21 protein-coding genes are annotated in these 22,372 nt (G+C 66.8%); 11 read left to right on the top strand and 10 right to left on the bottom strand.

Annotated elements, in window-relative coordinates; translation table 11 throughout:
- Positions 1-144 precede the first annotated feature (144 nt).
- Genes FA87_RS12300 through FA87_RS12290 form a run of 3 tightly spaced genes read left to right on the top strand, consistent with a single transcriptional unit; the run spans position 145 to position 3,513 of the window.
- The gene (locus FA87_RS12300) at positions 145-1,287 is read left to right on the top strand and encodes a protease modulator HflK (protein ID WP_052191338.1); all 1,143 of its coding nucleotides are present in this window, start codon (positions 145-147) and stop codon (positions 1,285-1,287) included.
- A complete protein-coding gene (hflC, locus tag FA87_RS12295; protein WP_036111893.1) occupies positions 1,284-2,153 on the top strand; it encodes a protease modulator HflC in 870 nt (289 codons plus the stop codon). The genes FA87_RS12300 and hflC overlap by 4 nt, the downstream gene beginning before the upstream one ends.
- 52 nt (positions 2,154-2,205) lie before the next feature.
- Positions 2,206-3,513, top strand: coding sequence for an adenylosuccinate synthase (locus FA87_RS12290; RefSeq protein WP_036111897.1), 1,308 nt, complete (start codon positions 2,206-2,208; stop codon positions 3,511-3,513).
- A gap of 61 nt (positions 3,514-3,574) precedes the next feature.
- On the opposite strand, the gene FA87_RS12285 is transcribed toward FA87_RS12290, so the two are convergent.
- Positions 3,575-4,630, bottom strand: coding sequence for a sterol desaturase family protein (locus FA87_RS12285; protein ID WP_043694851.1), 1,056 nt, complete (start codon positions 4,628-4,630; stop codon positions 3,575-3,577).
- A gap of 84 nt (positions 4,631-4,714) precedes the next feature.
- On the opposite strand from FA87_RS12285, the gene FA87_RS12280 reads away from it, so the two are divergent.
- The 6 genes from FA87_RS12280 to FA87_RS12255 all read left to right on the top strand — a co-directional run bounded on the left by FA87_RS12280 (position 4,715) and on the right by FA87_RS12255 (position 10,772).
- Complete coding sequence (locus FA87_RS12280) at positions 4,715-5,341, top strand: hypothetical protein (RefSeq protein WP_052191337.1); 627 nt, start codon at positions 4,715-4,717, stop codon at positions 5,339-5,341.
- Entirely contained in the window at positions 5,338-6,615 is a 1,278-nt protein-coding gene (gene folC / locus FA87_RS12275) for a bifunctional tetrahydrofolate synthase/dihydrofolate synthase (protein WP_043694848.1), read from the top strand. Before FA87_RS12280 ends, folC begins: the two co-directional genes overlap by 4 nt.
- An 87-nt stretch (positions 6,616-6,702) precedes the next feature.
- The gene (locus tag FA87_RS12270; protein ID WP_043694845.1) at positions 6,703-7,758 is read left to right on the top strand and encodes an SPOR domain-containing protein; all 1,056 of its coding nucleotides are present in this window, start codon (positions 6,703-6,705) and stop codon (positions 7,756-7,758) included.
- Between the two features lie 48 nt (positions 7,759-7,806).
- Complete coding sequence (locus FA87_RS12265; RefSeq protein WP_239709085.1) at positions 7,807-8,433, top strand: CvpA family protein; 627 nt, start codon at positions 7,807-7,809, stop codon at positions 8,431-8,433.
- A gap of 11 nt (positions 8,434-8,444) precedes the next feature.
- Positions 8,445-9,923, top strand: coding sequence for an amidophosphoribosyltransferase (gene purF / locus FA87_RS12260; protein WP_036111911.1), 1,479 nt, complete (start codon positions 8,445-8,447; stop codon positions 9,921-9,923).
- A gap of 6 nt (positions 9,924-9,929) precedes the next feature.
- Entirely contained in the window at positions 9,930-10,772 is an 843-nt protein-coding gene (locus FA87_RS12255; RefSeq protein WP_239709083.1) for a ferritin-like domain-containing protein, read from the top strand.
- A 31-nt stretch (positions 10,773-10,803) separates the two neighbouring features.
- Here FA87_RS12255 and FA87_RS12250 read toward each other — a convergent pair whose 3' ends face one another.
- From FA87_RS12250 to FA87_RS12210, 9 genes are all read right to left on the bottom strand, one after another.
- Positions 10,804-11,532 (bottom strand): UDP-2,3-diacylglucosamine diphosphatase, encoded by a 729-nt coding sequence (locus tag FA87_RS12250; protein WP_043694843.1) that lies wholly within the window; start codon positions 11,530-11,532, stop codon positions 10,804-10,806.
- Positions 11,529-12,266, bottom strand: a complete 738-nt coding sequence (locus FA87_RS12245) for a peptidylprolyl isomerase (protein WP_043698074.1) — start codon at positions 12,264-12,266, stop codon at positions 11,529-11,531. The genes FA87_RS12250 and FA87_RS12245 overlap by 4 nt, the downstream gene beginning before the upstream one ends.
- A 50-nt stretch (positions 12,267-12,316) precedes the next feature.
- Complete coding sequence (locus FA87_RS12240) at positions 12,317-13,873, bottom strand: Ppx/GppA phosphatase family protein (protein WP_197062411.1); 1,557 nt, start codon at positions 13,871-13,873, stop codon at positions 12,317-12,319.
- 66 nt (positions 13,874-13,939) lie between these two features.
- A complete protein-coding gene (locus FA87_RS12235) occupies positions 13,940-14,443 on the bottom strand; it encodes a hypothetical protein (protein ID WP_036111920.1) in 504 nt (167 codons plus the stop codon).
- The gene (locus tag FA87_RS12230; protein ID WP_197062410.1) at positions 14,440-15,585 is read right to left on the bottom strand and encodes a glycosyltransferase; all 1,146 of its coding nucleotides are present in this window, start codon (positions 15,583-15,585) and stop codon (positions 14,440-14,442) included. Before FA87_RS12230 ends, FA87_RS12235 begins: the two co-directional genes overlap by 4 nt.
- Positions 15,582-17,657, bottom strand: a complete 2,076-nt coding sequence (ppk1, locus tag FA87_RS12225) for a polyphosphate kinase 1 (RefSeq protein WP_342633156.1) — start codon at positions 17,655-17,657, stop codon at positions 15,582-15,584. Before ppk1 ends, FA87_RS12230 begins: the two co-directional genes overlap by 4 nt.
- A gap of 99 nt (positions 17,658-17,756) precedes the next feature.
- Positions 17,757-19,034: a phosphate regulon sensor histidine kinase PhoR gene (gene phoR, locus FA87_RS12220; protein ID WP_043694837.1), complete on the bottom strand. Its 1,278-nt coding sequence runs from the start codon at positions 19,032-19,034 to the stop codon at positions 17,757-17,759.
- Positions 19,035-19,093: 59 nt separating this feature from the next.
- Entirely contained in the window at positions 19,094-19,783 is a 690-nt protein-coding gene (phoB, locus tag FA87_RS12215; RefSeq protein WP_036111931.1) for a phosphate regulon transcriptional regulator PhoB, read from the bottom strand.
- A gap of 68 nt (positions 19,784-19,851) precedes the next feature.
- Positions 19,852-21,504 (bottom strand): M48 family metalloprotease, encoded by a 1,653-nt coding sequence (locus FA87_RS12210; protein ID WP_043694834.1) that lies wholly within the window; start codon positions 21,502-21,504, stop codon positions 19,852-19,854.
- Positions 21,505-21,663: 159 nt separating this feature from the next.
- Here FA87_RS12210 and grxC point away from each other — a divergent pair, with 159 nt between their 5' ends.
- Complete coding sequence (grxC, locus tag FA87_RS12205; RefSeq protein ID WP_043694831.1) at positions 21,664-21,933, top strand: glutaredoxin 3; 270 nt, start codon at positions 21,664-21,666, stop codon at positions 21,931-21,933.
- Complete coding sequence (locus FA87_RS12200; protein ID WP_043694828.1) at positions 21,933-22,337, top strand: carboxymuconolactone decarboxylase family protein; 405 nt, start codon at positions 21,933-21,935, stop codon at positions 22,335-22,337. Before grxC ends, FA87_RS12200 begins: the two co-directional genes overlap by 1 nt.
- Positions 22,338-22,372: the final 35 nt, after the last annotated feature.

Below are 22,372 nucleotides of genomic sequence, written 5' to 3'. Positions count from 1 at the left end.
CCTATCTGATAGAATTCACGTCGTTTGCGTGCCCGATCGGCGTGGCGACGGGCCTTCGCGTGCCCGGCGCCGCTTCCCCACCGCCCGGGCCACCTCATGGCTTGCCAGCCGCCCACCCTCGGTCCCCGAAGGAGACTGTCGCCCATGGCTTGGAACGAACCCGGTAACGGCCAGAAGGATCCCTGGAACCGCAACCGGTCGAGCGGGCGGAAGCCCGATCTCGACGGTGCGCTGAAGAGCCTGAAGGCACGCTTTGGCAAGTTCGGCGCCGGCAGCGGCGGCGTAACCGCCATCGTGCTGGTGTTCATCGTGGCCTGGCTGCTGGTCAGCAGCTACACGGTCATCGATGCGCGTCAGGTCGGCGTGGTGCTGCGCTTCGGCCAGTTCTCGCGCATTCTGCCGCCCGGCTTTCATCTGAAGGCGCCCAGCCCGGTCGAGACGGTGACCAAGGTCGAGACGACCCAGATCCGCTCGGTCTCGGACAATGTGTCGATGCTGACGCGGGACGAGAACATCATCGCGATCGACTTCAACGTGCAGTATCAGGTCTCCGATGCGCGCAAGTTCCTGTATTCGAACGCTGATCGCGAAGAAAACACCATCCACAACGCGGCCGAGGCGGCCGTGCGTTCCGTGGTCGGCGCCAACATCATGGATAACATCCTGACCACGCCGGGCGTCGACACGCCAGCGCCGGATCAGGCGCCGGCCGCCGGTGTCGCGCCCGCCGCGAAGGAAACCCTGCAGCAGCAGACCCGCGACATCCTCCAGGCCACGCTCGACAAGTACGACGCCGGCATCCTGGTGACGGGGGTCAGCTTCCAGAACGTTTCGCCGCCCAAGGAAGTGAAGGACGCCTTCGACGACGTCAACGCCGCGCGCGAAGACAAGCAGAGCGAAGAGAACAACGCCCGCGCCTACGAGAGCCGCGTCGTGCCACTGGCCCGTGGCGACGCCGGTCGTATCTCGGCCGTCGCGGAAGGCGATCGCGTGGAGCGCATCGCACGCGCCAACGGCGAGGCCGAGCGCTTCAATCTGTTGCTCAAGGAATACCGCGCCGCTCCCGAAGTGACGCGCCGCCGCCTGTGGCTGGAAACGGTCGAAGAGGTCATGGCCGGCAATCCCAAGATCGTCGACGGCAGCAACGGCAAGAACATCATCCAGTTGCCGGTGGAAGCGCCGAACAGCTCGATTCGCAACGTACCCGGTGTCGGTACTGTCGTGCAGTCGGCCACCACCGACGCCAACCCGACGCCGAACCAGCCGCAGCAGGGGAGCGCCCAGTGAAGATCGTTTCCGGCCTCATCGTCGTCCTCATCGTCCTGCTGGGCTTCAACAGCGCCTTTGTCGTCAGGGAAGGCGAAAACGCCTTGCTGTTGCAGTTCGGCCGTATCGTCCGCGCGGATTACCAGCCGGGTCTGCACTTCAAGATTCCCGTCGTGCAGCAGGTCATGCGTTTCGATAACCGCATCCTGGGGCTCGATGCCCAGCCCGAGCGTTATTTCACGCTCGAGAAGAAGAGTGTCAACGTCGACTTCTACGTGAAGTGGCGTATCGCCGATAACGCGGCGTATTACCGCGCCACGTCGGGCGACGACACCCAGGCGATCCAGCGCCTCACGCCCATCGTCAAGGACGCCCTGCGTCACGAGTTCAACTCGCGCAAGCTGGAAGACCTGATCGCCGGCGGCCGTGAAGACATCACCGGCCAGGTGCGTAAGGACACCGACGCCGCCGCACGCCAGAACCTCGGCATTTCGGTGGTCGACGTACGCATCAAGCGCATCGACCTTCCCGACGAAGTCAGTGGCTCGGTCTACAAGCGTATGCGCGCCGAGCGCCTGCAGCTGGCCAACGAGCTCCGTTATACCGGCCAGGAAAGCGCGGCGAAGATCCGCGCCGACGCCGACCGTCAGAAGTCGGTGCTGGTGGCCGATGCGGAGCGTGACGCGACCAAGGTCAAGGGTGATGGCGACGCTCAGGCAGCCGCTATCTACGCCCAGGCGTACAGCCAGGATCCCGAGTTCTTCGCTTTCTATCGCAGCCTGGCGGCTTATCGTAAGTCGTTCGCCGATGGCAAGGGCGTGCTCGTCCTCAAGCCCGATTCCGAATTCCTGCGCTATCTCAACGACGGCCCCGGCCGTCAGCGCTGATCCCTATACACATCGCCCATCCGGGCAACGTCACTTAGAGAGAACCGTCAACATGGGTAAGTCAGTCGTTATTCTGGGCGCGCAATGGGGCGACGAGGGCAAGGGCAAGATCGTCGATCTTCTCACCGAGCGCGTCGGTGCCGTCGCACGTTTCCAGGGTGGCCACAACGCCGGCCATACGCTGGTGATCAAGGGCAAGAAGACCGTCCTTCACCTGATCCCCTCGGGCATCCTGCGCGACGACGCGCTCTGCCTGATCGGTAACGGCGTCGTGCTGTCGCCGGCCGCGCTGATGAGCGAAGTCGCCGAGCTCGAGGCTCAGGGCGTCGACGTGCGTCCGCGCCTGAAGATCTCGCCGGCGACCCCGCTGATCATGCCGTACCACATCGCCGTCGATAAGGCGCGCGAAGTCGCCTCCGGCGCCAAGGCCATCGGCACGACCGGTCGTGGCATCGGCCCCGCGTACGAGGACAAGGTCGCGCGTCGCTCCATCCGCGTCGCCGATCTGATGTACCCGCACGAGCTGCCGGAGAAAGTGCAGGCCGCCGTCGAGTATCACAACTTCGTGCTGACCCAGTGGCTGAAGGCCGAGCCGGTCGACTATCAGACCGTCCTCGACGAAGCCCTGACGTGGGGCGAATACCTGCGTCCGATGGTCGACGACGTCGCCACCATCCTGCACGACGTGCGTAAGGAAGGCGGCAATATCCTGTTCGAAGGTGCGCAGGGCGCGTTGCTCGACATCGACCATGGCACCTATCCGTACGTCACTTCGTCGAACACGACGGTGGGCGGCGCGCTCGCCGGCACCGGCGTCGGCGCACGTGACATCGATTACGTGCTCGGTATCTGCAAGGCCTACGCCACGCGCGTCGGCGGCGGTCCGTTCCCGACCGAGCTCAACGACGAGATGGGCGAGTTGCTGCGCAAGAAGGGCAACGAGTTCGGCGCCAGCACGGGTCGTCCGCGTCGCTGCGGCTGGATCGATCTGGTCGCGCTCAAGCGCGCCGTGCAGATCAACGGCATCGACGGCCTGGCGATCACCAAGCTCGACGTGCTCGACGGCCTGGAAAGCATCAAGGTCTGCATCGCGTACGAATACCGCGGCAAGCGCCGCGAGCTCGCACCGCTGGACGCGGACGGCTGGGCCGAGTGCAAGCCGGTCTACCTCGAGTTCCCGGGCTGGGAAGAGTCCACCGCGGGTATCCGCGACTGGAACAAGCTGCCGCCCGCCGCTCGCGCCTACCTGCGCGCGGTCGAGGAACTCTCGGGCTGCAAGCTGGCGCTGGTCGCCACGGGCGCCGATCGCGATGACACGATCATCCTCGACGACCCGTTCGGCGGTGCCGACAACTGCTGATCCGATGCAGTGATGCGATACGAAAAACGCCAGCCGTGAGGCTGGCGTTTTTCGTGGACGGCTACCGATGCTCGCCCGGGCGCCCCGCTTCCAGGGCATGCAGATCGATGTCCTTCACCGACACCGGCCGATACCGCTCATCGAACGCCACATCGCCCAGCGTCCATCCGGCCTTGCAGCGCACCGCGCCCCAGAACCGCCGGAAGGCGTTCCAGTGCAGCCCCACGAGGCCCTTCCCGTTATCGGCATCCACCATCGGATCGCCCACGCCGGTCGGCCGGATCGGCTCGCCGTACAGGGCCGTGCCAAACACCACGTCCCATACTGAAAACACCTGCCCGAAGTTGCAGTTATGCAGCGTCGGCCGATCCGGATCCACCAGCATGTGATGCAGGCGATGGAACACCGGTGACACGAACAGCCGGTCGAACACCGGCCCGAAGCGCACGCGCACATTCGCATGCGAAAAATTCTGCACGAGCTCACCCAGCAGCATCAGCCAGGCGAAATCGGTCGGCGCCACGCCGATCACCAGGCCGACACCGGCCAGTACCATCGACTGCAGAAAACCGTCGACGAGGCTGCCGCGATCGTTGGTCCAGCAGCTCATCTGTCGGGTGCTGTGATGCATGCTGTGCAGCGCCCACCACCAGGGCAGCGCGTGCTGCAGGCGATGCATCCAGTAATAGACCAGGTCGTAGATGACGTAATAGACCAGGAACAGCGCCAGCGGATGTCCGTCGAGTGCCGGGATCCAGTGCGTGATGCCCAGCAGTGAGTCGTCGCCTGCCTGACCGTTGTCCGAACCGCCGAAGGCATTGCCGATCGGTGTCAGCACCAGATAGCTGAACATCGGGAAGATGCCGAGCAGCATCATCAGCGTGTACTGCCGGTCGACCCGTGTCAGCCTGCGGTCCGTCCAGCGCTCGGCCGGAATCACCGACTCCAGCGGACGGAACAGGAAGCCGATGATCGCCACTTGCAGGATGGATATGAGGATGGCCTCGGCGATCTCACGCGGGTCGCCGGCCAGGCCGTTCAGATGGAGAAAGGTCAGGAACGGGACGATGGCGTGGAGACTCGTCCAGTCGACCAGTGAGGACCAAAGCGCGAACATGCCGCCTACCTTCGCCGGTGCCGCGGAGGTGCACGCGGCCGATCGGGCCATTAAGCTTCACGCCTCTTTCGTCGGGCTTTCCGCATGCGTGACATTCCCGGTATCCGTCTCGACGTCCATGTGGGGCAGGGCATCCTGCCAGTCGTGGACGAGCTGGCCGGCCTCCGTATCGCCGTGTTTCGTGACTGGCCCTATCTGTACGAGGGCGACCGCGATTACGAGCGTGGCTACCTTGCCTCGTACGCCGCGTCGCCGCGCAGTGTGTGCGTCGTGGCTCGCGAGGCGTCGGGGCGGGTGATCGGTGCGTCAACCGGGGTGCCGCTCGCCGATGATGGCGAAGCGTTTCATTCGGCTTTCCTGGCGCGTGGCATTCCGCTCGACGATGTTTTCTATTTCGGTGAGTCCGTTTTGCTGTCACCGTGGCGCGGGCGTGGGATCGGGCACGCATTCTTCGACGCTCGTGAGGCGCATGCCCGGACCGTCGGCGAATTTCGCTGGACGGCCTTCTGTTCGGTCCGGCGCGAGGCGACCGATCCGCGTGCGCCGGATGACCACCGCGGCAATGAGGCGTTCTGGCGGGGTCGCGGCTACGCGCCTGTGGACGCTATGTTCTGCACGCTCTCGTGGAAGGAGCGGGGCGATGACGTCGCGACACCGCACACTCTCGACTTCTGGATGCGCGAACTCGATCGTGCAAAGGTTTCCCAATGACTCGTTCGCTCGCCGACTGGCTCACCTATCAGGAAAGCACGCACCCGCGTGACATCGCACTGGGACTCGATCGCGTCCGCGCCGTCTGGACCGCGATGGGCTCGCCGCGCCCCGCGCCGAAGGTGATCACCGTGGGGGGCACCAACGGCAAAGGCTCGACGGTCGCACTCATCGAGGGCATGCTCCGGGCCGCCGGCTATCGCGTGGGTTGCTACACGTCGCCGCATCTCATCCGCTACAACGAGCGCATCCGCATCGATGGCATCGACGCCGGCGACGAGGCCATCGTCGCATCTTTCGAGCGGATCGAACGCGCGCGAGGCACCATCCCGCAGACGTACTTCGAGTTCGGCACGCTGGCGGCGATCGACCTGATGTCCCGCGCGTCGCTGGATGTCGCGGTGCTCGAAGTCGGGCTCGGCGGACGACTGGATGCCGTGAACATCATCGACGCCGATGTGGCGGCGATCACCACGATCGATCTCGATCACCAGGACTGGCTGGGCGGGGACCGCGACAGCATCGGCCGCGAAAAGGCGGGGATCGCCCGCGCCGGGCGCCCGGCGATCGTGGGCGAGTACGCACCTCCCGAGGGCCTGCTCACCGCCCTGGCAGGCCTCGGCGCGCGCGTGATGCGAGCCGGCGACAGCTTCCGGGTCAGCCGGCACCCGGGCGCCGGGACACGCGGCTGGACCTGGACCCACGCCGACGGCACCGTCCTCGATCTGCCGCTTCCCGCACTGGATGCGCCCGTCCAGATCGATAACGCGGCCACCGCTATCGCGGCCATTCACGCCCTCGGCCCCACACGGGATGTCCCGCCCGGAGCGATACGCCACGCGCTGGCCAGTGTGCGGGTACCGGGGCGCTTGCAGAAAATCGCCGACCGACCTGCGACGCTGGTCGACGTCGGACACAATCCACAGGCGGCCAGGGCGCTGGCCGAGTGGATCGACGCGCAGCCGGGTCGCGTGAGGGTGCTCGCTGTCTACGGCGCGCTGTCGGACAAGGACACCCATGGGGTGATCGCTGCACTGGGGGATCGCGTCAACCGTTGGTACGTCGCCGGACTGGACCGCGATACGCCTCGCGGGCTGACAGCCGACGCACTGGCGGCGAGCCTTGTCGCGACTTTGCCGGGCGCGGTACATGCCAGTTTCGCCAGCGTGGAAGCGGCCTGGGCCGCGGCGCGCGCCGATGCGGGTGAAGACGACATCGTGCTGTTATTCGGCTCGTTCTTCGTCGCGAGCGTCGCCCTGGCCGCCGCGAGGTGAACGCCGCGAGGGGAAGGGCGTCGGGGGCACCCCTTTGCCGGTTATAATCGCCGCGATTCGCTTTGCGCCGGTCGTATGGAGCCTTCCTTGAAAACACGCCTGCTGGGTGCCGCGGTACTGATCGCGTTGCTGGTCCTGTTCGTGCCGATGATGTTCTCCAGCGCGCCGCCGAAGTCCGACGCCGACCAGACGGTCAGCCTCGAGATTCCGCCGGCCCCGGATCGCGAGCTGCAGACCCGTACGCTCGATGTGGCGCCGAATGGCTCGCCGGCGTCCGCCAGCGGCTCGCAGCCCGCCGTCGGCGCCCCGGCCTCGGGCACGCCGTCGGCTGTCGCTGCTCCCGCGCCCAGCCCCGCCGCGGTCACGCCGGGTGGCGGAAGCAAGCTGGCTTCGGTGGACATCGCCTCGCGCAAGCCTGCCGATGCACTGCCCGAAGACTTCGCGCCAGCGAGCAAGCCCGCGACCACCCCGGCCGCTCCCGCGCCGGCCACCCGGCCACCGAAGCCGGTGGCCGCGACCGCGCCGCCTGCCGCCGAGGCCCTGCCCGCCGGTACGGCCGGGCGTGGCAGCTACACGATCAACCTCAGTGCCTACGCCGATCATGCCAAGGCCGACGCCCTGGTCCAGAAGGTGAAGGCCCTGGGTTACCCGGTCAGCACATCCGCGTCCAATCAGGCGGGCAAGGCGCTGACGCGCGTCTCCGCCGGCCCGTTCGAGACGCGCGCCGCCGCCGAGGCCGCTCGTCTCAAGATCACGGCCGCCGTACCGGGCGCTCCCGCGTCGCTGTCCTCCAGGCCGGAGACGCAGACGGCTGACGCACCCGCCCCGGTGCGGGCTGCCGCCGCTCCCGCGCCCGCCGCACCCGCCGCCGTGCCGGCCGCTGTGCCGACCCCGTCGCCACGAGCCGGCGGTTTCGCCGTTCAGGTTGCCGCGGTCAGCAGCGAGGCGGAAGCCACGCGACTGCGCGACAAGCTGCGTGGTGCGGGCATCGCCGGCTACATCGACAGCGTCGCCTCCAGCTCGGGTGCGAAGCTCTGGCGCGTGCGCGCTGGCCCGCAGACGCAGCGTGACGATGCGGCGCGTCTCAAAGATCAGATCAAGGCCAAGGTCGGCCTCGATGGCGTCATCGTACCGGCCCCGTAACGGGCACTCCCGGATGACCACGACAGCAGGGGGCGGCCGGTGAGCTGGGTGGACTACGTCATCATCGGCGTGCTGTTCATCTCGGCCTTGATCGGCCTGGTGCGCGGCCTCATTTCCGAGGTGTTGTCGCTCGTGGTGTGGGTTTGCGCGTTCTGGGCGGCCTGGACGTTCGGGCCGCTTATCGCACAGCGGCTCGAAAGCAGCATTTCGCTGCCGATGGCGCGGATCGGCATCGGTTACGGCGTGTGTTTCATGGGGGTCCTGCTCGTGGGCGGGATCTTTCGCTTCCTGATTTCCCGACTGGTCGCCAGCACCGGCGTGGGTGGACCGGATCGGCTGTTCGGCATGGTGTTCGGCGCCGTGCGCGGCGTGCTGATTGTCAGCCTGGTGGTGTTCGCGCTCGGTTTCACGCCGCTGCCGAACGAACCCATCTGGCGGGAATCGGCCCTGCTGCCGCAGTTCGCCGCGCCTGCCGCATGGCTCGGTCAGCAGGTGCCGGCCAATGTCCGTCAGTACCTGCATCCGCCAGCGGCGCTGCAGGACATGAAAATGCCCAACGTCTCCTTGCCGAGCAAGGATGAACTGATGAAACTTCGCGACCTGACGATGCCAGGGCAGGCCTCGAAGAACGATAATGCTCACCCTGCCGCCGCGACCACGACGGCCACTCAGTAGAAGGCAACACCATGTGCGGAATCATCGGCATCGTCGGTACCACGGAAGTGGCATCGGCCCTGTATGACGGCCTGACCGTCCTGCAACATCGCGGGCAGGATGCCGCCGGTATCGCCACCGTGGACGGCGCGCGCCTGCGCCTGCACAAGGGCAACGGCCTGGTGCGCGATGTCTTCAACTCCGCCGGCGTCAGCAAGCTGCGCGGCCGTATCGGGATCGGCCACTGCCGTTACCCCACCGCCGGCTCCGAAGGCACGGAGGAGGCGCAGCCTTTCTACGTGAATTCGCCTTACGGCATCGCCTTCGCGCACAACGGTAACCTCGTCAACACCGAGGCGCTGCGCAAGGAAATGTTCGAAGACGACCGCCGTCACATCGACACGGACTCCGACTCCGAGGTTCTGCTCAACGTCCTCGCCCACGAGCTGCAGGTCGACGACCGCGGCGCGCTCACGCCGGAGCATGTGTTCAAGGCGATCACCAACGTGCACGCCCGTGCGCGCGGTGGTTACGCCTGTATCGCGCTGGTGCTGGGCTACGGCCTGATCGCCTTCCGCGACCCCAACGGCATCCGTCCGCTCGTTCTCGGCGAGCGCGTCTCGGCGGAAGGCCGCGAATACGCGGTCGCTTCCGAGTCGGTCGCGCTCGACGTGCTCGGTTTCAAGCGCGTGCGCGATATCGAGCCGGGCGAAGCCGTCATCATCACCGAGGGCGGTGAACTCCACGCCCAGCGTTGCGCTGAGGGCGCGGTGCATGCCCCGTGCATCTTCGAGTACGTCTATCTGGCCCGTCCGGACTCGATGATCGAAGACGTCTCGGTCTACAAGGCGCGCCTGCGCATGGGCGAGAAACTCGCCGAGAAGATCCTGCGCGAGCGCGGCCCGGATCACGGTATCGACGCGGTCATCCCGATTCCCGACACCTCGCGCACGGCGGCCAGCTCGCTGGCGCAGGCGCTGGGCGTGCCGATGCGCGAAGGCCTGGTCAAAAACCACTACATCGGCCGCACCTTCATCATGCCGGGCCAGGGCGAGCGCGTGAAATCCGTGCGCCGCAAGCTCAATACGGTCGAGCTCGAATTCCGCAAGAAGAACGTGCTGCTGGTGGATGACTCGATCGTCCGCGGTACGACCTCGCGCCAGATCATCCAGATGGCGCGCGACGCCGGGGCGAAGAACGTCTATTTCGCGTCCGCGGCGCCGCCCGTGCGTTACCCGAACATCTATGGCATCGACATGCCGGCCGCTTCCGAGCTGGTCGCCGCCGGCCGTACGGTGGAGGAAGTCGAGAAGGCACTGGGTGCCGACTGGTTGATCTATCAGGACCTCGAAGACCTCGTCTGGGCGGTCAACGACGGCAACGAAGACCTCAAGCAGTTCGACACGTCGTGCTTCTCGGGCGAGTACGTGACCGGCGTGGACGAGGGCTTCCTCGAGCAGCAGGAAGCGATGCGCTCGGACTCGGCCAAGAACGAACGCCGTACCGCCTGACGACTGATGGCGGCACGGGATCGTGCCGCCAGTCCCGCGATGAACGACGCCCACGATCTGCACGCTGCCGCGCGGCGCTGCCTTGACGCCGCCGCCCCCGCGGAAAAGTTGCGACTCAGCTTCGAGACGTTCGCCGCGCTCGATCGCGGTGAACTGCGTCCTGATGCGGGATCGCCGCCGCCGCTGCCCATCGGCCTGCCCGGGCGTCCCGAGCGTCCGCGCCTCGTCCCGTCGCGCGAGCTTTCACAGCGTGGCCTGGGTTCCGCGGAAGGACGCGCCGCGCTGGTTCACGCCATCGCGCACATCGAGTTCAATGCGATCGATCTCGCCTGGGACGCGGTCTATCGCTTTCGTGGCAAACCCGACGCGTACTACCGCGACTGGGCGTCCTGCGCCAACGACGAGGCACGTCATTTCACGATGCTGTCGGGTCGTCTGGCCGAACTCGGCTACGCCTACGGCGATTTCGACGCGCACAACGGTTTGTGGGAAATGGCGGAGAAGACCGCCCACAGCGATACGGCGCGCATGGCTCTTGTACCGCGTGTGCTCGAGGCGCGTGGGCTCGACGTCACGCCGGGGATGATGGAGCGTCTTCGTCGGCAGCAGGACGAACGCACCGTCGCCATCCTCGAGGTCATCCTTCGCGAGGAAGTGGCGCACGTCGCTGCCGGCACGCGTTGGTTTCACTGGTGCTGCGAGCGCGACGGTATCGAGCCGGAGGCGACGTTCGCGCGGTTGCTCGATGACTACATGAACGGGTCACTGCGCGGGCCGTTCAATCTGGATGCGCGGCGAGCGGCGGGGTTTTCCGAGAGCGAGCTGGTCTGGCTGGTGACGCTGGGCTGACCGATTTTCGGCAGTCAGCCCCCTTGGCGATTCAACCCGCCGACAAGCCGCGGAGTTCGATGCGATCCCCATCGATCGCCAGCACCGACCCATGGTCGTACCAGTCGCCCAGCACAATCCGCTGCGCGGCGTCTCCATCGAGCGTGAAGTCGTGAACGGCGGGACGATGCGTATGTCCATGCACGAGCCGACGCACGCCGGCGTCGCGCATCGCGCTTTCCACGGCGTTCTGATTCACGTCCATGATCGTCTCGTCGATACGTCCCGTGCGTGACTTGCTGTCGCTGCGCGCCTGCGCGGCGAACGCACGGCGTGCGGCAAGCGGCATCGACAGCACCTGGGCCTTCCACGCCTCCGTACGAACCTGCGCACGCACCGTCTGGTATTCGACGTCGTCGGTGCACAGCACGTCACCGTGCATCAGCAGCGTCCGCGTACCTTCGATGTCGTGAACGGTGCCATCCTCGAGCAGGGTCATGCCTGCACGCGCCGCGAAGGTCTCTCCCAGCAGGAAATCGCGATTGCCCGCCATGAAATAGACGGGCACACCGGCGTCGCGCAGCGCGCGGGTGGCGTTGGCGATGCGGTCCGGGAGCCCGGCATCGTCGTCGTCGCCGATCCAAGCCTCGACCAGATCCCCGAGGATGTAGAAGGCCGACGCCGATCGCGCTTCGTCCGACGCCAGAAACTGTTCGAAAAGGGTGGTGATACCGGGGCGTGCGTCGTCCAGATGCAGGTCGGCGATGAACAGCGTGCTCATGCGGCCTTCGGCGTTGCGGACTTCTTTTCGGTTTTCTTCGTCGCGGGCCTGGCCGGCTCAGCGGCGGCAGGCTTGGCTGCCGCCGCGGCGGGAGCCGATGACGACGCGGCCGGGGCGGCTTTCTCCTCGCCCACCACGCTGGCCGTATCGATGATCACCAGCGGGTTGGGCACGTCGCCGACGAAGGGGCCCTGCGCGCGGGTAGGCAGTCCGGCGATCTTGTCGACGACGTCCATGCCGCTCACGATCTTGCCGAACACGGCGAAGCCCCAGGTCAGGCCGCTCTGGTTGCTGACGTAGTCGAGCCGGCGATTGTCGACCAGGTTGACGAAGAACTGCGACGTACCCGAATTGGCGTCCGCACCGCGGGCGACCGCGACGGTGCCGCGCAGATTGGACAGACCGTTGTCGGCCTCGCTGGGAATGGCCGCGCGCGTGCGACGCTGGGTCAGGTCGCGGCTGTAAAGGCCGCCCTGGATCAGATAGCCGTTGACCACGCGATGGAACACGGTGCCGTCATAGAAGCCGTCACGCACGTACTGCAGGAAGTTGGCGACGCTCTTGGGCGCCTTTTCCGGATACAGCTCGAGTGTGAAGTCACCTTGCGTCGTGTGCATCACGACCCTGGGATGCTCCGCCGAGCCGGCGGGCGGAGCCGACGGTTTGGCAGGCTGCTGGGCCAGCGCCGCGACGGGCAGGGCGAGAAGGACGCTGGCGAGGACGGCTTTGAGCATGGGTGACCGGTCGTGGCGGTGGAACAAGCTGGTCATGATACGCCCCTTGGTCATTCCGTCACGATTTCCAGTTCGAGGCCGAGCTCGGCCAGCGGCTCCCGCTCCTGGTCGAGATCGGCCTCGGTCAGTGGATGCTGGTCCAGCCAGTCGGCGGGCAGGGTGAGACGGAGGCGCTGGCGCGTGGCGACGGCGCGGATGCGCGGCAGGGCCTCGGCACGCCGGGCGCGTCGGAACAGCACGCCCAGGCGGAGGATGGCGGTGATGTGCCGCGCGAGAACCCGGTAACGCACCGGGAGCGCCGTGATGACGGACTTCTCCGGCTTGCGCCGGTGCGATTCGACGATGGCCGCCAGCAACTGCTGCTCCTGGCGCGAGAAACCCGCCAGGTCGGCATGGCGCAGGATGTAAGCGCCGTGGCGCTGATGCTGGCTGTGGGCGATGGCGAGACCCAGCTCGTGCACACGGGCCGCCCACGACAGCCATTCGCGGGCATCGTCGTCCAGCTTCCAGACCTTGGCCAGCTGATCGAACAGGCTCAGCGCGGTGGTTTCCACGCGACGCGACTGCGCCTTGTCGACACCATAGCGCGCGGCCAGCGAATCGATGCTCGCCATGCGGGGATCGGTACCGGCCGAACGGCCGATCAGGTCCCAGAGCAGGCCCTCGCGCATCGAGCTTTCCGATACGCGCAGGCGTTCGATACCCAGAGCCTCGAAGGCGGCTTCGAAGATGGCGACGCCGCCGGCGAACACTTCCGCACGGTCGTCGGCCAGGCCGGGCAGCTTGAGCGTGGCCGAGGAGCCTTGCTCGATGATCGCCTCGCGCACGGCGGCCAGGGCCTCCGGCGTGACGCCGTCGTCGGAGAGTTTCATCGCGCGCACGACGGAACCGATGGCTTTGGAGGTGCCCGACGAGCCATAGGCGTCGGCCCAGCCGGCTTCGCGGTAATCCTCGGAAAACTGCTGAAGGAGGACGCCGATTTCACGGCGCGCCTTCTGCCAGCGCTTGCGGGTGATCTTGCCGCCGGGGAAAAACCGCAGCGTGCTCGCGATACAGCCAACCTGCACGCTCTCGGTCAGCAGCGGCGCGTTGCCCCGGCCGATGATGAACTCCGTACTGCCACCGCCGATATCGATCACCAGCCGGTGGTCGCGCGATGCCGGCAGATCGTGGGAGGCGCCAAGAAAAATCAGGCGACCTTCTTCACGGCCCGAAACGATCTCCACCGGATGCCCGAGTGCGGCTTCCGCCGCCGACAGGAACGCGTGCGGCGACGCGAGACGACGCACGGTGTTGGTGGCGACCGCGCGCACATGCAGCGCCGGAATGCCGGCGATGCGCTGACCGAAGCGCGCCAGGCTGGCGAGCGCGGCGGCGCGGTGTCCCGCGTCGAGCGTGCCGTCCGGACGCAGGCCGATCGCCATGCGCACGGAATCGCGCAGGCGGTCGATCACGCGGGGCTCACCGTGTTCGTACCGCGCTACCACCATGTGGAAGCTGTTGGAGCCCAGGTCGACGGCGGCAAGCAGTTCACCGTCGTTGATCTGCGATTTACCTGTAGAGGCCAAAGGTGCATTCCGCAGTGGCGTATCGGTGGATTCTGGCATGGTGCTGCGCGCGAGGGTAGGAGCGCGCCCTGCGCGCGACATGGAAATCGCGCGCAGACCGCGCTCCTACGCGGTTTTCGCCTCACGCGATTTCGGCAGCGCGGAGAGGATGAACAGCACAACGCAGAGAAAACCGAACACCCAGTAGTCGGTTGGCGCGGGGCCCCACCAATGCCGGTGCCACGGCACGTCCACGGGGTCGAAGCGCGCCAGACCGAACGCGGGGTTCAGCACGAACCAGAGGCCGTCCTCGGCCACCCAGAACAGCATCACACAGGCGATCGTCCGCACCTGCGCACGCCAGCTCCAGTACCCCTGGAAGATCATCGGAAAATGAAAGAACAACGCGATGAACGGAAACACGTAAGCGTGGTAACCCGTCATCGCGCGGCCGCCCCAGAACAGGTCGAGCAACCAGTGGTTCTCGATGCGCCACGTGGGCAGGCTGGTCGCCCAGCCATGCGAGCCTTCGATTTCGATCTCGACATGGGCGAACAGAAAGGCGAGCAGAAGGGTGAACAGCGCGGTCGTCAGCACGGCGACGACGCGACGGCGGGGCGAATGACTCATGGATCGTCCGGATGGGAGAGCACGGCGGCGATCACGTCGCGCGCCGCATGCGGGCGTCCGATGGCGCGTGCGGAAGCCGCCATGGCGGCGAGACGATCTGGCTCGTCACTCAGCAGGCGGACACGCCACGCGAGCGCGACGGCGTCGATCGCCTTCCACGCGGCGCCCTGTTCGAGCAGGTAATCGGCATTGCGTTCTTCCTGACCGGGGATGGGCGCATTCACGATCATCGGCAGGCCCATGGCCAGGCACTCCGAGCTGGTCAGTCCCCCGGGTTTGGTAATCGCGAGATCGCAGCAGGCCATGACGTCCTCGACCTGACGCGTGAAACCCAGCGGAATGAGGCGCCCGGCGTGCTTCGATGCCGCGATGCCGCGCAGCCGCTCCAGTGTCACGGCGTTGCGGCCGGCGAGCACCACCAGCTGGAAGTCGCCACCGGTGGACAGCAGCGTGTCGGCCAGCTGGTCCAGATCGCCGACTCCGGCACCGCCACCCATCACCAGGTAGGCCGGCCGGTCGGGGTCGATACCGAGCGTGGCACTCAGGGCCTGTCTGTCGTGCGCGCGCGCAAAGGCGGGCATGATCGGGATACCGGTCGTATGCACGCGCGACGCCGGCAGGCCGACAGCGCGCATGCGATGCGCGATTTCCGGACTGGCGGCGAAATAGCCGGCCATGCCCTGCACCACCCAGAGCCGGTGCAGGTCGAAGTCGGTCACCTGCAGCCAGACGGGCACGCTGACGCGACCCTTGCGGATCTGTCGTGCCAGCATCTCGGCCGGGAGGAAATGCGTACACACGATGGCGTCGGGCGCGAATGCCGTGATGGCCGCACGCAGCCGTCGCGTATTCAGGCGCTCGATCGTACGCCGCATGCGCTCGGTCACCGCGTCGGGATGGGTGTCGTCGGTGATGCGATAGAGCATGCCCCACAGCCGCGGGTAGCGGGTGATCAGGCTGAGATAGAAGTCCGCGTAGATCCGCCGGAACGTGGACGGCACGTAGTTCATGACATCGAGGTGCTTCGCCTCGACATCGTGTCCCTCGGCGGCGAACGCGGCCACCGTGGCTTCGAGCGCCTCCGCGGCGCGCACATGTCCCGCTCCCGCGGACACCGACAGGAGCAGGACGCGCCGCGTCACCCGCAATACGCCGAGAGCAGCGCCTGCTGCGCGCTGTGCGGCGCTTCGCCCTGCGACGGGTGGCTGCGCGTGTAGCGGCCATCGGTGCCGAGCAGCCACGCCTGCGTGTTGTCGCGCAGATAATTGTCCAGTGTCTCGGCATAGACACGCGAGGCGAGGTCGGGTTCCATGATCGGCACGGCGACTTCGATGCGGCGCATGAGGTTGCGTTCCATCCAGTCCGCGCTGGCGCAGTAGAGCTCCGGCTCGCCATCGTTACCGAACCAGTACACGCGGCTGTGCTCGAGGAAACGGCCGATGATCGAGCGCACGCGGATGTTCTCCGACACGCCCGGGATGCCCGGACGCAACGTGCAGGCGCCGCGGATGATCAGGTCGATGCTGACGCCGGCGATCGAGGCGCGATACAGCGCCTCGACCACATGCGCTTCGTTGAGCGCGTTGAGTTTGGCGACGATGCGTGCGGGACGGCCGTTGCGCGCGTGCTCGATTTCGCGCTCGATCTTGCCCATGACGCTGCTGTACAGCGTGAACGGCGAATGCAGCAGACGCTTCAGCTGGATCATCGGCCCCAGACCGGACAACTGCTGGAAGACCTTGTGGATGTCTTCGCCGATGTCCGCGTTCGAGGTCATCAGGCCGATGTCGGTGTAGCCGCGGCTGTTGCCCTGGTGGTAGTTACCGGTGGAAAGATGCACGTAACGACGCAAGCCGCCGGCTTCGCGCCGCACGATCAACAGCATCTTGGCGTGCGTCTTGTAGCCGACCACGCCGTAAACGACCTGCACACCCGCTTCCTGAAGACGCGTCGCGAGGCCGATGTTGGCTTCCTCGTCGAAACGCGCGCGGAGCTCGATCACCACGGTGACGTCCTTGCCGTTGCGTGCCGCCTCGACCAGCAGGTCGACCAGCGGGGAATCCTTGCCGGCCCGGTAAAGCGTCTGCTTGATCGCCAGTACGCCCGCATCCTGGGAGGCGCGGCGAAGCAGTTCGACCACGGCGGCGAACGATTCGTACGGGTGATGCAGCAGCACGTCGCGCACACCGAGGACGTCGAATTCGTTGACGCCCTTGCCGAAGGCCGGCGAAAGGCGCGGTGTGAAGCGCGGAAATTTCAGCTCCGGACGGTCGACCTGATCGTAGATCAGGCCCGAGCGGATGATGTTGACCGGACCGTCGCAACGGTACACGTCGGCATCCTCGAGCTGGAAGTTCGCGATCAGCATTTCCGTGATCGCGCGCGGACAGTCCGCGCCGACTTCGAGGCGCACGGGCCGGGCATAACCGCGACCGACCAGCTCTTCGCTCAGGGCGCGGGCGAGGTTCTCGACCTCCGCTTCCTCGACCACCAGCTCGCTGTTGCGCGTGACGCGGAACTGATACGCCGCACACACGCGAAAGCCCGGGAAGATCTCGTCCGCGAAGGCCTGGAGTACCTCGGCCAGGAAGACGAAGTCGCCCTCGGTGCCGTCCACCTCGCCCGGGATATGGATGATGCGCGGCAGGGAACGGGGCGCACGCACCAGCGCCATGTGGCCTTCGCGACCGAAGGCGTCGCGGCCTTCGAGCACGACGGCGAGGTTGAGGGTCTTGTTGAGGATGCGCGGGAAGGGGTGCGCGGGGTCGAGACCCAGCGGCGACAGCACCGGCATGATCTCGTTCTGGAAATACCCCTGCAGCCAGCGTCGCTGGCGATCGCTCCAGGCGCCGCGGGTCAGGAAGCGGATGCCTTCGGCTTCCAGCGATGGCAGCAGTTCTTCGTGCCAGATGGCGTAGAGCTCGCTGACCAGCTCGAGCGTGCGCTGGCGGATCCGCGCGAGGATCTCGGTCGACGACAGCCCATCGGCGCCCGGCATCGCCGCGCCCAGCGCGTGCTTATGCTTGAGCACGGCGACGCGAACCTCGAAGTATTCGTCGAGGTTGTTGCTGACGATGGTCAGGTAGCGCAGTCGCTCCAAAGCCGGAACGTCCGGGTCGCGGGCCTGGGCGAGCACGCGGAAGTTGAACTCCAGCGCCGCCAGCTCGCGGTTGATGTAGAGGTCGGGGTTGCCGAGGTCGACGGGATCGCTCATTCGTTCCGGTAATCCTTTCATGACGTCCGATGGTGGCGCATGGACGATCATGCCGGAAAGCGGCGTCGCAGCAACCCGTCTACGCTTGCCTGCCATCGATCAGCCGTGCAGGCCGGCCGTTTCGTGCACACGGGTGCTGTCCAGCAGCCGGTCGCTGACGAACACACACGCGAACACGGAGCCCTTGCCCGTCTCACTCTCGATCACCAGGCGCGCCTGGTGCAGGTTGAGCACGTGCTTGACGATCGACAGGCCCAGGCCGGTGCCGCCGGAGTCGCGCGAGCGGCTCGACGATACGCGGTAGAAGCGTTCGGTCAGCCGTGCGATGTGCGCGGCGGGAATACCGAAGCCGGAGTCGTGCACCGAGAAGCGCGCGCCGTCTTCCGTGTCGGCCCAGCGGATGGCGATCTTGCCGCCCGTGGGCGTATAGCGAACCGCGTTGCTGACCAGATTGGAGAACGCGCTGTGCAGATCCTTGGGCGAGCCCAGCAGGTCGTGTGCCGTGGCGACGTCCAGGGAGATGGTATGGCGACCCTGGCTCAGGGCCTCGGCTTCCTTGCGCAGGCTGGCGAGCAGCGGGGCCATCTGCACCTGCTCGTCGGCCACATGCTCCTGGGTTTCCAGGCGCGACAGGGTCAGCAGGTCTTCCACGATCTGGCCCATGCGCTTGGACTGCGCTCGCATCTCGTCCAGCACCGGCGCGAGTTCGGGCACATCTTCCGGATCGAGCAATTCGAGGTAGCCGTGGATCACCGTCAACGGCGTGCGCAACTCGTGCGAGACGTTGGCCACGAAATCGCGACGGATCTGTTCGAGGCGGGTGAGGTGGCTGGTGTCGCGGGCCAGCAGCAGGCGCTGGCGGCTGCCGAACGGCAGCAGCGTCGCCGTGACATGGCGGTTAGGGTGGCCCGGTGCGGTCACGTCGTTGAGCGGCTCGCGGGCGCCCTCGGCCAGCCAGTCCGACAGGTCGGTGTTGCGCATCAGATCGGCCAGCACGCGGCCACGATCGCGCGGTCGCTTCAGACCGAGCAGATCCTCCGCCGCGTGATTGAACCAGCGCACATGGTGCGAGTGATCCAGCAGGACCACGGCGTCGGGCAGGGTTCCCGCCGCGCTGCGCAGGTCACGCAGGCGGGAGGCGATTCGGCGGGTGCGAGTCATGAGACGGTCATGGTCAGGATGGGGCGTGGCGGACGATTGCAACATTGGCCCCGACTTGTGACGGAACAGCGACAACAGCACGACGGTTTCCCCCAGCGCGACCACCGTCACGCAAGGCCATACCGCACCCGTCAGCCAGCCCACCGCGCCACCCAGCAGAAGCAGGGCGGCGCAGCTGGCAGGCAATCGCCAGGAAGTCAGGAAGCGTTGTGGCATGGCGGGCACGGCCGGTGTCGGTCTCAGGAAGGGACCATAGCGCGGCTACCCACGCAAGCCTAGGTATTCGCGGAGAAGCGGTAGCCCGCGCCGCGCACGGTCTGCACCATGTCGTCGAGCTTCCACGGCTCCAGTGTCTTGCGCAGGCGGCGGATATGCACGTCGACCGTGCGCTCCTCCACGTACACGCTGCCGCCCCAGACATGGTCCAGCAGCTGGGCGCGCGAGTAGACGCGCTCAGGATGGGTCATGAAGAAGAACAGCAGGCGGTATTCGGTCGGGCCGATCGGCACGGCTTCCTCGCCGGCGAACACGCGATGCGCGGGCCCATCGATGCGCAGGCCGCCGAGTTCCACCACGCCGGAGCCGTCGTCGCCCTGACTGCGGCGGAGCACCGCCTTGATCCGGGCGATCAGCTCACGGGTGGAGAACGGCTTGATGACGTAGTCGTCCACGCCGGCCTCGAGCCCGTTGACCCGGTCCATCTCCTCACCGCGCGCGGTGAGCATGATGATCGGGATCTCGCGCGAGAGCTCTTCCCGGCGGAGGCGACGGGCCAGTTCCAGTCCACTGGTGCCCGGGAGCATCCAGTCGAGCAGGATCAGGTCCGGTACCCGCTCCGAGATCGCCATCTGTGCGGCGCGGGCGTCGGCGGCGTGAGCCGCGTCCATACCCGCCTTACGAAGCGCGAATGCGACCATGTCGCGGATCGATGCTTCGTCTTCTACGATGAGAATGCGCTTATGCACGCGTGGGCCGCTCGTTGGCTATGACGGTCATATTGCAGCCATGCTGTGTTACACGCTAATGACAACGGTCACAATTCGGTTCTCAGACCGAACTGAGACCGCACGTATTGACTGCGTCCGTCCGGATTGTCGTCGGTCGTGATGCGTCGTTTACGCAATTCCAGCAGCAGTGGGGTGAGGTCGCCGATCCGGGCCTGGATGCGCGACCGCTGGTAATAATCGAGGTCGTCCCGTTTCAGCAGCCGCTTGAGCTGCTCCATGGCGTCGAACGGCCGGCCGGCGAGGTAGGCGCTGTCCGCGTACGCCTCCGCGGCCCGGATCCCGTCGCCGGACCGCTCGCTGGCCCGTGCGAAGGTAAGGAAGATGTCCGGATCGTCGCTGTCGTCGAGCATCGGCTTCAACATGGTCGACGCCATCCGGGCGTCCTCCACGCGCCCGCTGTTGGCCAGCGCCCGCGCGTAGCCCAGAGCCACGGCGCGGTTGCGCGGCGAGTTGTCGTGCAGGGCCTTGTAGATCGCCATGGCGTCGCCGTGACGGCCGGCGTTCTCGTAGGCGTCGGCCATGGCCAGGCGCAGCACCACGCTGGAGGGCAGGCTGGCCAGCAGGGGCTGCAGTTGCTCGACCGCCTGGGCGCCGTGGTCCGTGCGCAGCAGGCACAGCGCGTAGCCGTACCGGTTGGCCGCGGTGTCGAAATCCTTGCGCTTGAGGTTCGTGGCATAGAAGGACGTCAGCTGACGGGCATCCCCGGAGAGGACGCGCACCCGTTCGCGCATCAGCGCATAGGTGTCGCTGACGCTGTCCTTAGCGACCTTGCCGGCGGGGGTGATCAGCGCGGTGGGGTCCTTCACGTAGAGCACCGGCGCCGTGCTCTTCTCCCAGCTGGCTTTGTCCAGCGTGGGCTGGCGCGGCTTGTTGGCCTGGGCCTCCTCGAGCGTACGGGCGCGCGCCTTGGCCTCGCTGATGCGGGCCAGGGTCACGGGGTGGGTCTGCAGGAGGGCGGGCAGCGCCTCTTCGCCCTGGCCGACGCGCAGCGTGTCCTGCATGCGGCCGAAGAAATCGCCCATCGCCTCGGGGTCGTAACCGGCCCGCGACAGGGTCTGGATGCCGACGCGGTCGGCTTCGACCTCGTCCTTACGGGTGAAGTTGATCTGCCGCTGCATGAGCAGCCCCTGGCCACCCATGAGCACGGCGGGCGCGGCGTCGCCCGCGCCGCCACCGGCACCGGCGGCGATCGCGCCCAGCAGCACGAGCGCCATCAGCGGGGCGTTCTTCTTCGAATCCTCGAAGGCGCGGTACAGGTGGTTCTGGGTGATGTGGCCGATCTCGTGGGCCATGACGCCCGCGAGTTCGCTCTCGTTGTCGGTGATGTTGATCAGGCCGGCGTTGACGCCGATGTAGCCGCCGGGGGCCGCGAACGCGTTGATCTGCGTGTCGCGCACGATGAAGAACTGGAAGTGGTCCTTCGGCCGGTCGCTGGCCGCCACCAGGCGGTAGCCGAGGTCGTTGATGTACTGGTCCAGCAGGGCGTCGTCCACCGTGAGGTCGAGCGCATGCATCTGGCGCAGCATCATGGCCCCGTACTCGTCGGCCTCGCGCGGGCTGATCAGGGCGTTGGCCGAGCTGCCCAGATCCGGCAGGCGGACGTTGTCCTGCGCGCCCACGGCGAAGGTGGCGAGGGCGCTGGCGGCGATCAGGGACAGGCGGAGAAATGGGGTGCGCATAAGTGCGAGGACGATACCATCACCAAACGACGAAGGACCCGCCACGCCGCGCGCGGTGGGGCCGGTTTGACCCCGGAGACCGCGCGGGGTTCGATTGCCTTGTAAAATGGGCGCCAGATCGCCATTTTGTAGTCATTCCGGTTCGGAGCCCAACCTCCCATGTCCACCCCCGATATCACCATCTACTCGACCGCCGTCTGCCCGTACTGCGTCGCCGCCAAGAACCTGCTCAAGGCCAAGGGCCTGGCGTGGGAAGAGGTGCGCATCGACACCGATCCGGCGCAGCGCGACATCATGCTGGAGAAGAGCGGCGGTCGCCGCACGGTCCCGCAGATCTTCATCAACGGCACCCACGTGGGTGGTTTCGACGACCTCGCCGCCGCCGACCGCAGCGGCCGGCTGGCCGACATCCTCGGGGCGACGAACTGATGTCCGGCACGCCGACCGAAGGTAACCGCGTCGAGGAGTTCGCCGCGTTCCGCAAGCGGATGAACGAGCGCATCCTCGGCGAGGACAACCAGGTCGTCCGTCGCTTTTTCGCGCTGGACACCCAGACCTACCGAGCTGGCGCGCTGGATGTGAAGACCAAGGAAATGCTTGGCCTGGTCGCCTCGATGGTGCTGCGCTGCGACGACTGCATCAGCTATCACGTCGCCCAGTGCAAGGAAGCCGGGGTCAATCGCGACGAGTTCTTCGAGGTCTTCAGCGTCGGCCTCGTTGTCGGCGGCTCCATCGTGATTCCGCACCTGCGCCGCGCCGTGGACTTCCTCGACTCGCTCGAGACCGAGGCCCCGGCCGAGGCGGAGGCCTGCGCGGACCATCCCGCGGCCTGACGAGGGCATGGCGCCCCACCCGGGGCGCCAAACTT

Origin of the sequence: Luteibacter sp. 9133 (assembly GCF_000800155.1) — a bacterium.
Classification (GTDB): domain Bacteria; phylum Pseudomonadota; class Gammaproteobacteria; order Xanthomonadales; family Rhodanobacteraceae; genus Luteibacter; species Luteibacter mycovicinus.
Note: the sequence above shows the minus strand (reverse complement) of the source record. Positions and strands in the feature narration are given on the sequence as shown.

Coding starts and splice junctions, on each gene's coding strand:
- FA87_RS12255 (WP_239709083.1), top strand. CDS start 9,930: ATGGCGGCACGGGATCGTGCCGCCAGTCCCGCGATGAACGACGCCCAC.
- grxC (WP_043694831.1), top strand. CDS start 21,664: ATGTCCACCCCCGATATCACCATCTACTCGACCGCCGTCTGCCCGTAC.
- FA87_RS12240 (WP_197062411.1), bottom strand. CDS start 13,873: ATGCCAGAATCCACCGATACGCCACTGCGGAATGCACCTTTGGCCTCT.
- FA87_RS12285 (WP_043694851.1), bottom strand. CDS start 4,630: ATGTTCGCGCTTTGGTCCTCACTGGTCGACTGGACGAGTCTCCACGCC.
- FA87_RS12210 (WP_043694834.1), bottom strand. CDS start 21,504: ATGCGCACCCCATTTCTCCGCCTGTCCCTGATCGCCGCCAGCGCCCTC.
- FA87_RS12280 (WP_052191337.1), top strand. CDS start 4,715: ATGCGTGACATTCCCGGTATCCGTCTCGACGTCCATGTGGGGCAGGGC.
- FA87_RS12300 (WP_052191338.1), top strand. CDS start 145: ATGGCTTGGAACGAACCCGGTAACGGCCAGAAGGATCCCTGGAACCGC.
- FA87_RS12235 (WP_036111920.1), bottom strand. CDS start 14,443: ATGAGTCATTCGCCCCGCCGTCGCGTCGTCGCCGTGCTGACGACCGCG.
- purF (WP_036111911.1), top strand. CDS start 8,445: ATGTGCGGAATCATCGGCATCGTCGGTACCACGGAAGTGGCATCGGCC.
- FA87_RS12290 (WP_036111897.1), top strand. CDS start 2,206: ATGGGTAAGTCAGTCGTTATTCTGGGCGCGCAATGGGGCGACGAGGGC.
- phoR (WP_043694837.1), bottom strand. CDS start 19,034: ATGCCACAACGCTTCCTGACTTCCTGGCGATTGCCTGCCAGCTGCGCC.
- ppk1 (WP_342633156.1), bottom strand. CDS start 17,657: ATGAGCGATCCCGTCGACCTCGGCAACCCCGACCTCTACATCAACCGC.
- FA87_RS12200 (WP_043694828.1), top strand. CDS start 21,933: ATGTCCGGCACGCCGACCGAAGGTAACCGCGTCGAGGAGTTCGCCGCG.
- FA87_RS12250 (WP_043694843.1), bottom strand. CDS start 11,532: ATGAGCACGCTGTTCATCGCCGACCTGCATCTGGACGACGCACGCCCC.
- FA87_RS12245 (WP_043698074.1), bottom strand. CDS start 12,266: ATGCTCAAAGCCGTCCTCGCCAGCGTCCTTCTCGCCCTGCCCGTCGCG.
- folC (WP_043694848.1), top strand. CDS start 5,338: ATGACTCGTTCGCTCGCCGACTGGCTCACCTATCAGGAAAGCACGCAC.